Source organism: Sphingobacterium sp. JUb20 (assembly GCF_004342035.1).
GTDB classification, from domain to species: Bacteria; Bacteroidota; Bacteroidia; order Sphingobacteriales; family Sphingobacteriaceae; genus Sphingobacterium; species Sphingobacterium anhuiense.
The window spans coordinates 273,853-288,324 of sequence record NZ_SLYV01000001.1; the positions used below are offsets into that span (position 1 = coordinate 273,853).

Annotated in this window: 16 protein-coding genes; 8 read left to right on the forward strand and 8 right to left on the reverse strand. The window is 39.7% G+C overall.

All coding sequences use genetic code 11. The features are described from left to right. Positions 1-3: 3 nt before the first annotated feature. Together EDF66_RS01190 and EDF66_RS01195 are read right to left on the reverse strand one after the other, a co-directional pair. Entirely contained in the window at positions 4-549 is a 546-nt protein-coding gene (locus EDF66_RS01190) for a DUF4142 domain-containing protein (protein ID WP_132839939.1), read from the reverse strand. A 52-nt stretch (positions 550-601) separates the two neighbouring features. Further along, positions 602-862, reverse strand: coding sequence for a hypothetical protein (locus EDF66_RS01195; RefSeq protein WP_021190315.1), 261 nt, complete (start codon positions 860-862; stop codon positions 602-604). Between the two features lie 392 nt (positions 863-1,254). Here EDF66_RS01195 and EDF66_RS01200 point away from each other — a divergent pair, with 392 nt between their 5' ends. The 5 genes from EDF66_RS01200 (at position 1,255) to EDF66_RS01220 (ending at position 3,639) form a co-directional block, all read left to right on the forward strand. Beyond that, complete coding sequence (locus EDF66_RS01200; protein WP_132839941.1) at positions 1,255-1,767, forward strand: RNA polymerase sigma factor; 513 nt, start codon at positions 1,255-1,257, stop codon at positions 1,765-1,767. Between the two features lie 131 nt (positions 1,768-1,898). After that, entirely contained in the window at positions 1,899-2,129 is a 231-nt protein-coding gene (locus EDF66_RS01205; RefSeq protein WP_132768070.1) for a hypothetical protein, read from the forward strand. Between the two features lie 143 nt (positions 2,130-2,272). Then, positions 2,273-2,533: a hypothetical protein gene (locus EDF66_RS01210; RefSeq protein WP_132768068.1), complete on the forward strand. Its 261-nt coding sequence runs from the start codon at positions 2,273-2,275 to the stop codon at positions 2,531-2,533. Between the two features lie 90 nt (positions 2,534-2,623). Beyond that, positions 2,624-3,130, forward strand: coding sequence for a pyridoxamine 5'-phosphate oxidase family protein (locus tag EDF66_RS01215; RefSeq protein ID WP_132839942.1), 507 nt, complete (start codon positions 2,624-2,626; stop codon positions 3,128-3,130). A 44-nt stretch (positions 3,131-3,174) separates the two neighbouring features. Then, positions 3,175-3,639, forward strand: a complete 465-nt coding sequence (locus EDF66_RS01220) for a hypothetical protein (protein ID WP_132839944.1) — start codon at positions 3,175-3,177, stop codon at positions 3,637-3,639. Positions 3,640-3,712: 73 nt separating this feature from the next. Here the strand turns inward: EDF66_RS01220 and EDF66_RS01225 are convergent, their stop codons facing one another. The 5 genes from EDF66_RS01225 to EDF66_RS01240 form a co-directional block, all read right to left on the reverse strand. Beyond that, complete coding sequence (locus EDF66_RS01225; protein ID WP_132839945.1) at positions 3,713-4,597, reverse strand: SDR family oxidoreductase; 885 nt, start codon at positions 4,595-4,597, stop codon at positions 3,713-3,715. Positions 4,598-4,811: 214 nt separating this feature from the next. After that, on the reverse strand, positions 4,812-4,976 hold the full coding sequence (locus EDF66_RS25960; RefSeq protein WP_165902325.1) for a hypothetical protein: 165 nt from the start codon (positions 4,974-4,976) through the stop codon (positions 4,812-4,814). Positions 4,977-4,981: 5 nt separating this feature from the next. Continuing rightward, entirely contained in the window at positions 4,982-5,212 is a 231-nt protein-coding gene (locus EDF66_RS01230; RefSeq protein WP_132839947.1) for a hypothetical protein, read from the reverse strand. Positions 5,213-5,351: 139 nt separating this feature from the next. Beyond that, complete coding sequence (locus EDF66_RS01235; protein WP_132839949.1) at positions 5,352-6,008, reverse strand: response regulator; 657 nt, start codon at positions 6,006-6,008, stop codon at positions 5,352-5,354. A 2-nt stretch (positions 6,009-6,010) separates the two neighbouring features. Further along, complete coding sequence (locus EDF66_RS01240) at positions 6,011-6,625, reverse strand: hypothetical protein (RefSeq protein ID WP_132839950.1); 615 nt, start codon at positions 6,623-6,625, stop codon at positions 6,011-6,013. A gap of 364 nt (positions 6,626-6,989) precedes the next feature. Here EDF66_RS01240 and EDF66_RS01245 point away from each other — a divergent pair, with 364 nt between their 5' ends. Then, entirely contained in the window at positions 6,990-9,170 is a 2,181-nt protein-coding gene (locus EDF66_RS01245; protein WP_132839952.1) for an ATP-binding protein, read from the forward strand. Positions 9,171-9,178: 8 nt separating this feature from the next. Here the strand turns inward: EDF66_RS01245 and EDF66_RS01250 are convergent, their stop codons facing one another. Beyond that, positions 9,179-9,682: a CinA family protein gene (locus tag EDF66_RS01250; protein WP_132839953.1), complete on the reverse strand. Its 504-nt coding sequence runs from the start codon at positions 9,680-9,682 to the stop codon at positions 9,179-9,181. A gap of 669 nt (positions 9,683-10,351) precedes the next feature. On the opposite strand from EDF66_RS01250, the gene EDF66_RS01255 reads away from it, so the two are divergent. Together EDF66_RS01255 and EDF66_RS01260 are read left to right on the forward strand one after the other, a co-directional pair. Next, complete coding sequence (locus tag EDF66_RS01255) at positions 10,352-12,613, forward strand: bifunctional alpha,alpha-trehalose-phosphate synthase (UDP-forming)/trehalose-phosphatase (RefSeq protein ID WP_132839955.1); 2,262 nt, start codon at positions 10,352-10,354, stop codon at positions 12,611-12,613. Next, the gene (locus EDF66_RS01260; protein WP_132839956.1) at positions 12,591-14,384 is read left to right on the forward strand and encodes a glycoside hydrolase family 15 protein; all 1,794 of its coding nucleotides are present in this window, start codon (positions 12,591-12,593) and stop codon (positions 14,382-14,384) included. Before EDF66_RS01255 ends, EDF66_RS01260 begins: the two co-directional genes overlap by 23 nt. The last annotated feature ends 88 nt before the right edge of the window (positions 14,385-14,472 follow it).

The window sequence follows — 14,472 nt, forward strand, 5'->3', positions numbered from 1 at the left end:
TCACTATCCCCCCTTAGTATAGGGCGGAATAGTCGAAGCTGTTTCAGTTGCTCCATTTGCCACTAATACACGGGCTTGGTCCAAGTGTGCTTTAAGAGAAGGTAAGGTACCAATGATCCAGTTTTTAAGACCGACATCTTTGATCTGCTCATTGCTGCTTGCTTTTTCAAATAAATCGATCGCCTGCTGATGGGAGGCAATCGCCTCATCTTTAAAAGCTTGATCGAAGCTGGTACTGTCACTCCCTTTTACCATATCCCACTTCTTTTGATGATCGGCATCCAGGCCATCCGTCAATGTGAAGCCAAGTGTACTTGACATCTTTTGCAAATCGCCGATTAATTTTTGATGGTCATCGATCAACATGCTGGCATAATTTTTAACCGCATCATTATTCGATCTCTCACTGGCCAATTTAGCAATAGCAATTTCATATTGATTGGACATATAAGCTTTCGTTATAAATTCCTGTTCAGCATTTTGCTGTTTAAAGGCTAACAAGGCAATAATTCCTAGAAATATACCCCATAATTTTAAATTTCTGATCATGATTTTAATATGAATGTTAGTGATTTATCTTCATCTATAGTAAGAATATACCTTATGCATTTTTATTATCCTGCTGATCGTGTCCCTGAGTTTTCACGATCTTATTGTAAATTCCAAACAGCAGAAACGGTGCTACCCATTGCCCAACAAATAGTGCACTATGTTTGTGCCCGACACATTTTAAAGCCGCTGCGCCGATCATGGCCGTGATGGCTGCACATAAGAATACTTTTGAAGGCAACTGAGCGGTTTTTTCCTCGATCTCCTTGGTCATCTCTCCTTCTTGAAGGTTTTTGTTTTCTAAATTTTCCATCTTACTCCTTTTTTTGATTAAGTAATACATTATGATGTCTTAAATAAAGAATCAATCCGAACAGGTAAAAGTTCAATTCATATTACTTTAAGGGTATTTCACACCGAGACAACAGGTGTTTCCACCTATAAATGACTGATTTTATGTGTTATACCGCGTATGTGGTAAATGCGCAATCGCTTTGAACAAACACCCCTTTCACTATGGATACGATCGGGCAGGGAAAATCTTTAATTATCAAAAATATGATCTATGGCAGAAATGATGCAGATTTTGACCGTACGGATCACAGTGGTACTTATACCTAGCCCCATAAAACCATTAGCTATACCCTATTAAAGGCTAAACTTTTAATGCCAAATGACCGTTAAATTAGTAACACTTTTAAATTAATGGAGGAAAATATGGAACATGCAAATTTAAATGTCTTATTCCAGGAAAAAAGACAACAACTGAATCATTTCGCTAGCCAATTTACCAATGATTACGATGAAAAAGAGGATTTGGTACAGGAAACGTTTATTCGGGCGTTAAAATCAGTTCATAATTTCATCAATGATCCAAAATTAATGACCTGGTTGTATGTGATTATGAAAAATATCTATATCAACCAGTATAGAAGAGAAAAACGTAAGCATTTAATCTATGAAGAATATATTCATACAGACTATTTCAATACCGTATCAAAAAATTTAAATGAAGATAAAATGATACAGGATGATATCCAAAAAGCTCTGGCAAGTGTATCGGCCGATAATGCAGAAATATTTAAGCTTCATCTCGATGGTTATAAATATCACGAAATTGCCGAAGCCTTTAACCTACCGGAAGGAACGGTTAAATCACGCATTCACCAGACCAGAAAGACTTTGCAACAGAAACTCAAGATGTATCAGCTATCCTGATTCCACGGCATTGCAGTGGAAACAACTTCATTTAAAAGTCATCACAATAATTGATCACCTCACTGATGTTGGCGATCGATCAAAATAGATGAACAAACTAGATCATATTTTTTTAACATAACAATTCAATCATGAACATGACGTCCCTAATTTTAGGAGCTTTTATAAGCCTTGCTATGGTCACAGGATGTGGCAATGCCAATAATGATAATAAAGACGCTGATAAAAAGTATTCAGACACGATCGATGATCAGGGAAATCCCATTTATCCAGATAGCGTCAATCAGGACTCCACCACGGTCAACTACCGGGATACAACTTCCAATATACCAAGTGGTACAGTCCCTCCTACTTCAAAATAGGATGATTACTGAAGATGAAACAAGTTCATTAAAACAACTGGATATACAATCAAAAAAATGTGTTTTTAAGTTTAGAACAAACTTTTACCCCGCACCGGTTGTTTTATTAATGAAGCGCAATAGTTAACAAAAAAGATTCAATCATGGAAAACTCACAATTAAAAGAAGAATTTGAACAAGTCAACGAAAGCAGTGGCACTTCCCCACATCGTTACGGTAAAGAAGCTTTTAGAAAAGAGAAAAAAGCAAAATGTAATAAGAATCTCTTCTGGTTAGGCGGAGCAATTGTAGCCCTAGCGATATGGAAATACTGCGAATCAAATCATAAAAAAAGTGGATTGCTAGCCATGTTGGATGGCGGTAAAAGCTCTTGCCCGACCGACTTACTTAAATCCAGAAGATAACAAGTTCGAGATCAATCTGTATCTCCTTATTGCTAGTTATCGCAAAAGGTATCCAAATATCATTTTAAACAAACATTTAACGCCATTAATATGAGCCAAGAGAATATTATAAACAGAGAAGAAGCTCTACAAAAAATCAAAGAGCTTGCCGAAGGCATCAACTATTGTTTTTTCTGTACCGATCTGAAACAGCCACCATTCGAATCCACTCCGATGAGTGTTCAAGAAGTGGATGATCAGGGCAATATCTGGTTTCTTGCATCAAAAGAAAGCGATAAATACAAAAATATTAATCAGGACAAACAAGTGCAGCTGTACTTTTCAGATCCTTCTTCCATAGAGTACCTCGCTTTATACGGAAGTGCGGAAGCCGTCGATGATCAGCAAAGAATTGACAAATACTGGAACAAATTTGTAGAAGGTTGGTTTGAAAAAGGCCGTGAAGATCCCAATATCATTTTATTTAAGATCGTTCCTGAAAAGGCACATTACTGGGATACCAAACATCATAAACTTGTTTCCTATGCCGTCACACTGATTAATGCCATAGGTGGCGATCTGGGTGATCAAGGAAGAGAAGGTGACATCCTGGTATAACTGGTAGTATTAAAAAAGTAGAAATTCACACAAACACATATATTATGAGAAAAGTAGCATTATTGACAATGGCGTTATCTGCCGCTACGCTATACGCATGTAACAACACACCACAGGAAAAAGCAGAAAAAGCAATGGAGCAGACAGAAGAGAAAGCAATGGATGCTGCCACTGATGCTGAAAAAGCTTCTGATAAAGCAGCGAATATTGATATGGAAAAAACAGTCTATGCCAATATGGCCGCGGCAAATGCAGCGGTAGCTAAAATTGCGATGCCTGCATTATCAAATAGTAAAGCAAAAGAATTGGCTTCAGATTTAGGTAAGTCAATTGTAGATCGCATCAATGCGAAAACAAACGATGATATTGTTGAAGCCGAAAAAGATATCATTGAGGACAGAACTGATGTGGAGAAAGCATTCTTAGAAAAGAAAATTTCCGCTCAAGATAAAGATCATATTTTGAAATATGTTGATGACTGTCTAGCTGCCGCACGCGGAGCAGTTTAGTCTTCCGGTCAGATAAAAAAAAGCTAGCATTTTATAAATGCTAGCTTTTTTTTGTTTTTACAAATGCATCATACTAGATGGTGACACGTCCGCCGGTAGCCGGTATTGTCGCTCCCGAAATATAGGAAGCTGCAGCCGACGCTAAAAACACATAAATAGGTGCTAATTCTGCAGGCTGACCAGGTCGGCCAATCGGTGTATTGGCACCAAATTTTTCATGATCAGGAATTGTGCTCGGGATAAGTGGTGTCCACACCGGTCCAGGCGCAACAGCATTGACCCGAATTTCGGAACCGTCCTCAAAAAATTGTTGCGCAAGGCTTGCTGTATAATTCTGTATAGCCGCCTTTGTCGCGGCATAGGGTAACAAAGAAGGATTAGGATCATAGGCATTGACCGAAGTCGTATTGATCACACTCCCGCCTTTGGGGAGATGTGGCTTGGCATGTTTGGTCAGATAAAACATCCCGCTCACATTCGTTTCAAATGTCTTATTCCATTCTTCGGCAGAGATATCGGTCACAGACTGATAACTCATCTGATAAGCCGCATTGTTGATTAAAATATCCAGTCTTCCAAATTCTTTGATCGTATGCTTAATAGCAGACGCGCAAAAAGATTCTTCCCGTATATCTCCTTGAATCAGGAGTGCTTTCCTTCCAGCCTTTTCAATCCAGCTCGCTGTGTCAGCAGCATCTTCACTTTCGATTTCATCCAGATAGATAATTGCAATATCAGCACCTTCACGTGCCATGGCTATGGCAACCGCCTTACCGATCCCTGAATCTCCGCCAGTGATTAAGCAGACCTGCCCCGAGAGCAGGTTATTTCCAACATAGGTCTTCTCGCCATGATCGGGCACGGGATCCATTTTCTTCGATACACCTGGAACAGGCTGATCCTGTTTCTTGAACGGAGGTCGCGGATAAGAAGGGTGTTTTGGTGTCGTTACTTTCATAAGAATATAGTTTAGTAAACTTCGTTAATCGTCCAATACAAGAGATTATAAGCGGGTAAGTAAAACTTCTTATATTGGGTTATAAGAATTAATTTGAGCGCGAAATAAATGCAAGCATTCCACGATCAACACTGTGTTTTACCTGATCTTCAGGTTGGCGCTAACAACCTAAAGATTTAAAACAATGCCGATGTGGAATGCCTGATGGTAAAAATTATCGTTGCCACATATAAAGGAAGACAATGATCATGACAATGACCGCAATCCAAATCGCCCATGGGATCGTTTTGGCAGCAGGCTTATCACCGTTCTCTTCAAGAGCTTCCTGTGGGACTTCTTCCTCTGAGGATTTAGTCTTATTATCAAAATTATTTTCCATGATCGTTACTTAGTTTTATGGATAGAGTCAGTTTTTGTTGAATCTATTTTTATCGTATCACCCTGCATGGTCATTTCCTGTTGTTCACTTAAATTATAGCGGGTTTCATCACCTGCGGATGGAGCAATCGTACTGCTATTACCTTCACTGTTAGTATCTTTTGAAGCATTCTGGCATGCGCCCATGATTCCTAAAACAATAATTCCCGATAATGCAGCTAATTTGAAATTTCTCATAGTATGTTATAGTTGATTCACATATAAATAACATGTGGCACGGTGCTATTGTTTGCCAAAGTCTGTCATACACGCATTAAAACAAAGAAGCGCAGGTATTAATACCTGCGCTTCTTTTATTATTGATAACCATTGGAAATTACTGCATTAAACCCGTTCTAATGGCATATTTAATCAGTGCTGCCGTATTCTTGACACCTGTTTTTTCCAACAAATTCTGTCTATGCCCTTCAACAGTTCGCTTACTTAAAAAAAGCTTATCTGCTATCTGCATATTGGTATAGCCCTCTCCTATTAGTTCCAGCACTTCCATCTCGCGCTCTGAAAGACCCATTTTTTCCATGATCTGTTCAATATTTAAAAAGGCTGTTGGTGATTTCTGTAACGTATCGAGCATAATACCGCCGATCTCCTCACAGATAAACTGACCTCCTTTAGCGACATGTCTAATGGCATAAAGCATCTCTTCATAGCCCACATTTTTAACAAGGTAGCCATTTGCGCCATTTTTAAAGGCCTGCAATACATGTTGGAGATTATTTAACATGGAGAGCACGATTATTCTTACTGATGGATATTGGGCTTTAACCTTGGAGATTAATTCCAGCCCATCCATGTCCGCCATGTTAATATCCGTTATCAGAACATCAGGAATATTTCCTTTGCTCATGATTTCTAAAACCTCATTGCCATTCGTACCCTGATCGATAACTTCAAGATCAGATTGTGATTCCAATAATAGTTTCACTCCGTTTAGGACGACTAAATGATCTTCTGCTATAACAATTTTAACCATATTTAATTTAGTTTTACAATAACTACTATCTTATGCTCTTGAGGATCGGTATTAAAAGCAAGCGTTCCTTCAAGCAGATTAACGCGGTCTTGCAATTTTTTAATTTTCTTACTATTTGTCTGTTTAAGTTTATTTAAATAATTATTATTTACGCCTATTATTTCCAGATGCAGGTTCTCGTCCTCCACATGGAGATAGATACCAAAAAATGGCAAATCTTCGGTTACAATAGCTGAAATAACATACCTTACCATATGAAAAATAAGCAGCTGACAACTAAAATCGAGGTTATTAACGTGTTTATCTACAATTACCTCATTATTATTATTGATACTTAAAAAATGATCCTCCAATGCTCTTTTTAATCCAAAATCTCTTAAAACCACATTCAGCAGTACATTAGATAAGTATTGTACTTTACTGATGGTTTCGGTAACCATACTTCTCATTTCCTCAAGTCCCGCGGTATTGCCATGTTCAATCGCATACCGCTGTAAATTTAACCGTATTGCATAAAGATCCTGGGCAATATTTTCCCTGAGAACCTGTCCGTGCTTCAAATTCCGCTTTTCATATTCTTTAATTACTATTTTATAAAATTGCTCACGTTTATTCATACTCGGATGTCAGTAAATAAGGTTATTCACATAACACTTAAAGATGCAGATAGCATTAAGCAAAGATCGCACCGTTTATAAATAGATTAATACTTAATCAAAGCAAGTATATATACTTGTTAATTTATATGGTAATTATTTGCCTGATAGTGTTAAAATGTCAATCGAAAAAGAAATTCAATGTCACAACATGAAATCACAACAAGCATAAGTCAAGTGTATATATTTTTTTTCCAAAATTTAATCCTTATATTTAAAAATGATTATTCATTCATATGGCGAATATAATGGATGATTTCTAAGATATACTATATGAAGTAACTTTTTACTAATTTTATAGTCCGCCTCAAAGCAAAATACAAAAATGGAAAACATACGACCTGCCCTATCTGGCTTTATTCAACAATTTGGCAGTCTCATCGTGCTTGATTTTGATTTTCAGGTAACGGGAGTCAGCGACAATGTGATTAAAAAATTAGATCAGAAAGACTGCGATGCTGTTCTAGGTTCCAAATTTGACCTTTATTTCAGCACTCTTTTTGGAAAACAGTTTTCGAAAATAAATCAGATATTGGAAAATATCCGGGATAAAAAATATCCGAGACAGATCTTACCTATAAAATTAGACCATAAAAGAATATATCTTAAATTAAGTTTACATCACGATCATCTTTTCATTGAGTGGGAAGAACAGTTTAAAAAATATACCTCTGCCAAAAAAATCAATGAGTTTAGTTTCCTGCTGGATACGATCCAGCCCAATAACTGGGACCGGGTATGTCATGGGATAAATCGTATTCTCCATTATGACCATGTATTTGTAGTACAGATCCAGGAAACCGGCTATAGCCAGGTTATTGCAGAAGATAACCTAGATGGTAAAGACTACTACAGGAACATGGAGTTTTCAAAAAGCTTTATGCCCAAGGACGTGTTTTTATATTATAGCATGTGCTCTTACCGCTATAGCCCCAATTTACAGAACAACTGTCAGCAATTCTATTCTACTGATCCGGAAATCAATTTATTAGAAAGTCAGCTGGCGCCTGTGCCTCAACTGCACCGGCTGTTTTTATCGGAAAAAGAAGTCACAAGCGCTTTATTTTTCTCCATTCACGTTGATGGGCAGTTCTGGGGTCTTTTGATCGGTCACCATCATGAAGAAAAGAATATCGATCTGCAGCAGCGGAAACTATGCACCTTCATGATTCAGAATGCAACAAGCAAATATGAGAATTACCTCAAACAAGATCTCTTAGAGCGGAATAAGCTCTTGAAAGATGCAGAAATCAATCTAAAAATCGACTTATTAAAATACAAGACCGCCAACTGTGCGCTTGTTCAACATATGGAAACCATCATGGATATGGTTGGTGCTGACGGCCTGGCCATCTTTAATCAGGGCGATGTTTATTTTCAGGGAAACTGTCCAAGTAAAGCACAGCTGTATGAGATCATAACATTTATTCAAGCGCACACAGAAAAGGCACTGTTTAAAGACAATAACTTTAGAGAGAGCCATGGAGCAAAAATAAAAGGACAATTACCTTTTGCCGGATTGATGTATCTGAAAATTGGACTTATTAATGATCAGATTTTGATCTGGTTCCGAAAAGAGACCGTGAGCAATGTTCTGGAAATGCAGGTCAATGCAGCAACAGATGATATCAATGCTGCTAAACAGATCAAGCTAACCGAAAAAGTAAATTATGATATCGCTACTCCGTGGAACGATGTTGAGGTCAGTTTTGTCCTGCGTCTCAATCAGATCTTAAAAGAATCGATTGTTGGTAAATTAAAAGATAAGCAACAATGGAGTGAACAGCTGTTAGCACTCAATAATGAATTGGAGATGTTAACCTTCACACTTTCGCATGATTTAAAAAACCCATTATCAATACTTAAAATGGGTATCCAATTTTTACAGAACAGTAAAGAATCCCTCAATCCGACCGCACTTGAAAAATGGTACAGTAATCTTATTGCCAGCACGGAGAGCATAGAAAATATCATCAATGGCGTCGTATTACTGGCACAGCGCAAGACGGGTACCTTTACCAAAGATCCGATACCGATGGCGTACAGCTTAGACCAGATCTACAAAGAGCACATCTTGTTGCACAACCCTGAGGCATCGGATATTCAATATGGTAGGCTTCTTCCAATCTGGGGTGAAAAAAGTGCTTTATATCAGATTTTCAGTAATGTCATCGGCAATGCGATCAAGTACAGTCCTGGCACCGCCGGCGTAAAGCTTCACATTGACAGCTATTTTGAAGATGAGCAGGTCTGTTATAAGATAAAAGATCAGGGTATCGGTATTCCCAAAGAAAACCTGCACAGCATATTTGAGATTTTTAAAAGGGGAAAAAATGTGGATCACATCGAAGGAACAGGTGTTGGTCTTTCCTTAGTGAAGCGTATTATGGAAAGATTAGGGGGAACCATCAAAATAGATTCTGAAGAAGAAAAAGGAACGACCGTTTACCTCTACTTCCCTATTGTTGAAGAATTCCCACCCAGTATGCTTTTAGATGATCTGTAAAAAAATTGCTAATCATCCAGATCAAGGGTGAACCGGTACAGTTCATGGATAATATGGTTGACTGCGGTGATATAAATCTGGGCAGCATCGCAGTCTACACAGTGCAGTGTTTTTCGCATATGGATACCACTAAAGCATATGGCTATAAAGATATCGCCCACCTCAGCTTGATGTTCAGTGGATGAATCCGGAAAAGCCATCCCGGTTATCGCCACATAAACATCGGCCTCCACTAATTTTTTAAGCCCCTCCAGCATTTCAAACGTGACTTCCGATGACTCTGGAGTAAAGTATGAAATGCTATGTTCATCTACCTGCAACAACGACTTTTTGACACTTGTCGCATAACTCGTCACTCCTCCTAAGAAATAAGATCCAGAGTCCGTCTGCATACTCAGCACACTGCCGAGAAAACCACCCGTCATACTTTCTCCTATAAAGACCTTGAGCTGGTTATCTTTTAAAAACTGACCAACTTTGTCTAATGTTGTCGTATCAATATATTCCATCATATATTTTAATTGTTAGTGGTACTACATGAAATCTTTAATTACAAACAACCACCGATCATTAAAAGTTCATTTTTATCATTTCCGCATAGGATAATTTTTCATTTACTAGTAGACAGCCCGGTTATCTTAACGGGTATAAATACCCAATTTTCACATGTATTTCCCAAACGATAAAATCTATTTTGTCCTCACCCCGATTATAAACAGCATTTAATCGTCAGACTAGGCGCTAATGTGCTGTGAAGCAAGCCCTATACTAAAATAACGCATGATCTAGGTATAAATACCTGGTGGCACAACCACCTCTTTTTTACCGCTTCAAGAGGCTTTTTTGGCTGGAAATTCGCTTGTATATGGCTGTAATTTACCGCTATCCATTTTCGGCACGACTCAAGTTGCATCGGGTAACAGTAAACGACAGCACATCATAATTTATAAATACAGCAATTATAATCACGATGCAAAATACAGATGACACGCTTCCAAGCCCAAGGCTGCTTCAACACAACCACTGGGCATTAAACGCACAGCATAACGCAAAAGTAGGCAGTAGTCCAGGCTATGTACATGAAAATTAAAACCCATTTTAGAACAAAAACTTAGTCAATATCGAGCCCGTTAACAACAGATGGCCATCTGTAAAGAGACCATCAAAAATTAGAGAAAAACATGTATAAGAAAAGAACAATTATCGTTTCCAATAGATTACCCATACGCATTGAACGTAAAAACAACGAACTGCAGTTTATCCCGAGCGAGGGCGGTCTGGCCACAGGCTTAGGTTCGGTTTACAAAAGCGATGAGAACATATGGATTGGTTGGCCCGGAATTATTCCCTTAAACACACAAGAAGAAGAAATCATAACCCAGGGACTGGCTGAACACAACCTTATTCCGGTCTTTTTAACCGAAGAGGAACTAAAAGGTTATTATGAAGGATTTTCGAATGAGGTCTTATGGCCGGTTTTTCATTACAGACCTTCCTATGCGGTGTACCGTACACCAGATTGGGAAATGTACCAAAAAGTGAATGCAAAATTTTCAGCAGTAGTCGACCAGCAAAATGTACAGGAAAAAGATGAAGTCTGGATCCATGATTATCAGCTGATGCTGCTCCCACAACTGGTTCGCCAATCGCATCCTACCATTGCAATCGGCTTCTTCCAGCATATTCCTTTTCCAAATGATGAAGTTTTTAGAAGTATCCCCTGGCGAAATGAATTACTCAAAGGACTACTGGGAGCAGATCTTATCGGTTTCCACACCTTTAATGATACGCAGCATTTCCTCAACTCCTGTGCCCATATTCTTGGTCTCAATGTACAGAACAATTGTCTGCATACCGATGGGCGCAGTATATTTACTGAAGTCTATCCAATGGGTATCGATTTTGATAAATTCTCACAGTTGTCCAATAGCGAACCGATCCAAACCCGTGCACAGGCAATAAAAGATTATTATAAAGATCAGAAAATAATACTCAGCATTGATCGTCTTGATTACAGCAAAGGCATCATTGAACGTTTAGTGGCATATGAAAATCTCTTGGTTAAATACCCGGAATTAAAAGAACAAGTCGTGCTTTACATGATTGTCGTTCCTTCACGTGATCATGTGGCTCAATATAAACAGTTACTGGATGAAATTGACCGTACTGTTGGCCATATCAATGCTGTATTTGGCAGTAACGAATGGACACCTATCGCCTATTTCTACAATTCATTTCCATTGGAGGAATTATCGGCCCTGTATGTGGCAGCAGATATCTGCCTGATCACTTCGTTACGTGATGGAATGAACTTGGTGTGTAAAGAATATATCGCCAGTAAGGAGAATACCGATGGTGTGCTGATCTTAAGCGAACTGGCAGGCGCGGCAAAAGAGTTGACACAGGCCATCCATATTAATCCCAATGCAACAGATCAGGTGACCGAAGCCATTTATGCGGCATTGCATATGCCGGTTGCTGAACAGCGCATGCGCCTCAATGACAGCATTGAAATCGTCAAGAAATTTAATGTCAGACACTGGGTGCGTCTATTTTTCAACAGGCTCCGCGAAATCAAGTTATTTCAGCAGAATGAAATGGCCCGAAGAATCAATGAGCAGACCAAGCTAGCGATCCTCGATCAATATAACCGCGCTACCAGAAGACTCTTTTTTCTGGATTACGACGGTACACTTATTGGTTTCCAAAATGATGCGGCCGCTGCGATACCTACAGAATCGTTATACAATACACTCAATCTATTGCAGGAAAACGATGCCAGTCAAGTCGTCATTATCAGTGGAAGACCGCATGAAACCCTCGATACCTGGTTTGCCAATGAAGAATATTTTCTGGTAGCAGAACATGGCGCATGGAGCAATTATCCGACCCACAAATGGCAAAGCGGTGCGATCTTATCTACCCGATGGAAAATTCCTGTCAAACATATCATGACCAAATTTGCCAATAACACCGCTGGTTGTGTTATTGAAGAAAAGTCATACTCTTTAGCTTGGCATTACCGTAAAGCACAGCCCGGATTAGGACAGCTTCGCGCGCTCGAACTGGTGGAGAGCTTACGTTACTTAGTGCAGCAACATGGCCTGCAGCTGCTGATGGGCGATAAAGTGATCGAAGTTAAAAATAGCGAACTCAATAAAGGGAAAGCAGCCATGGAAATCGTGAACAGCTATAATCCGGATTTCATCTTTGCAATCGGCGATGATGCGACCGACGAAGATATGTTTTTAGAGCTACCTGCCGATGCCATTACCATCAAAGTGGGCAATAAAAAGTCCGCTGCGCAGTTTTATGTAGATACACAGCAGGAAGCTGTAAAGCTCATCGAGTACTTTGCTTATAATAGAAAAAATCAAAAACTGATCAGTCAATCAGAATCTGAAATTAAAATAGAAACTTATGACCAAAACACCGAAGCATAAATACAACAGCGGCATCATTGGAAATTGCTCCTATATTGCGCATGTCAATATCACCGGCAATATTACCTGGTTATGCTGGCCCACATTTGAAGATTCATTTGTGTTCGGTAGTTTATTGGACCAGGAGAATGGTGGAGAATTTTCGATCCTGCCGACTTCCGAAATTACAAACACCGATCAGCAATATATCGAAAACACCAATATTCTATGTACGACGTTGACCACTGCTGAAGGCAGTTACCGGATCACCGATTTTGCACCGCGTTTTGAGCAGTACGAGCGCTATTACAAACCACTGATGTTGGTCCGTAAGGTAGAACCCATTTCGGGACGACCAAAGATCCGTGTTCGCTGTACCCCCAAATATCAATACGGAAAACAGGGATTTACGAAAAACCGAGGCAGCAACCATATCCAATTTGAGCAGGAGGACATCAAAATGCGCTTGGCCACCAATATGCCGGTCAGCCATTTTTTCGATGATATTCCACATGTGCTGAGCAGTACGGTTTATCTGGTCATGACATTCGGGAGCCCATTTGAGGCTCCGATTGAACGTACCGCAGAAGATTTTTTAAGCAGAACCAAAGGTTATTGGCAACGTTGGGTAAAAAATGCCTCTATACCGTCCTTCTGCCAGAAAGAAGTGATCCGTTCTGCACTCGTGCTCAAGCTGCATCAATATGAAGATACAGGTGCTTTGATCGCGGCCAGTACGACAAGTCTTCCCGAACATCCGGGAAGTGGCCGTAACTGGGATTATCGCTACTGCTGGTTGCGGGACAGCTACTATGTACTGACTGCCCTGAGCCACATCGGGCAATTTGAAGAAATGGAGAAATACGCCTCTTACATTGCCAACATTACACAGACCGATCGCGGACGGCTGCAACCGCTCTACGGCATCATGGGTCAGCATCAGCTGACAGAAACCACACTCGACCATCTGGAAGGGTACTTAGGGAATAAGCCCGTACGTTTAGGGAACCAGGCTTTTGAGCATATTCAGAATGATGTCTACGGACAGGCACTGCTTGCCCTGTTGCCGATGTTTACCGACCACCGCTTCAGTCATCAGAATACCGGTTTGGCCAAATCCTGGACCAACTATATTCTGAAGAAAATTGAAAGCACCATCGATGAGTTCGATGCGGGGATCTGGGAATTCCGGAATTTTGAAAACAGACACTGCTATTCCAATCTGTTTCAGTGGGCCGGTGCGACAGCAGCTTTAAAAATTGCCGAACAGTACGGTTTTGAGGAAATCAAAATTAAGGCACAAGAATTACGGGAACGCGCCAGTGTGCATATTGAAAGCTGCTACGATGAAGAGCGCGGTGTGTACACAACGGCTACGAAAAACCCCAATTTAGATGCTTCTACCCTACAGCTGATCATGATGAACTATCTGGATCCCGCTAGTGATAAAGCAAAACGTCACCTCGAAGCTTTGGAAGAAGAGCTGAAAGGAGAAAATGGGCTGTTTTACCGTTATCTGCATAAAGACGATTTTGGAAAACCGAAATCAACATTTCTGGTATGTGCCTTCTGGTATGTGGAAGCACTGGCCTGTGTGGGTAGATTAGAAGAAGCGCAACAGGTATTCAAGCAGTTGATCGGTTACGGCAATCACCTTAAATTATTCAGTGAGGATGTCGATGAGCAAGACGGTAGTCAATGGGGCAATTTCCCGCAGGCTTATAGTCATGTGGGACTGGTCAATGCAGCAAACCGCATAGCGGTTAAACTGGATCATCCTGCATTCTTGTAATCTCACTGATTGTCAATAAATTTGGAATAATAGAACAGAGACAATGCTTGAGTTCTATTATTCCAATTTGTTTAGGCTATTTCAAATA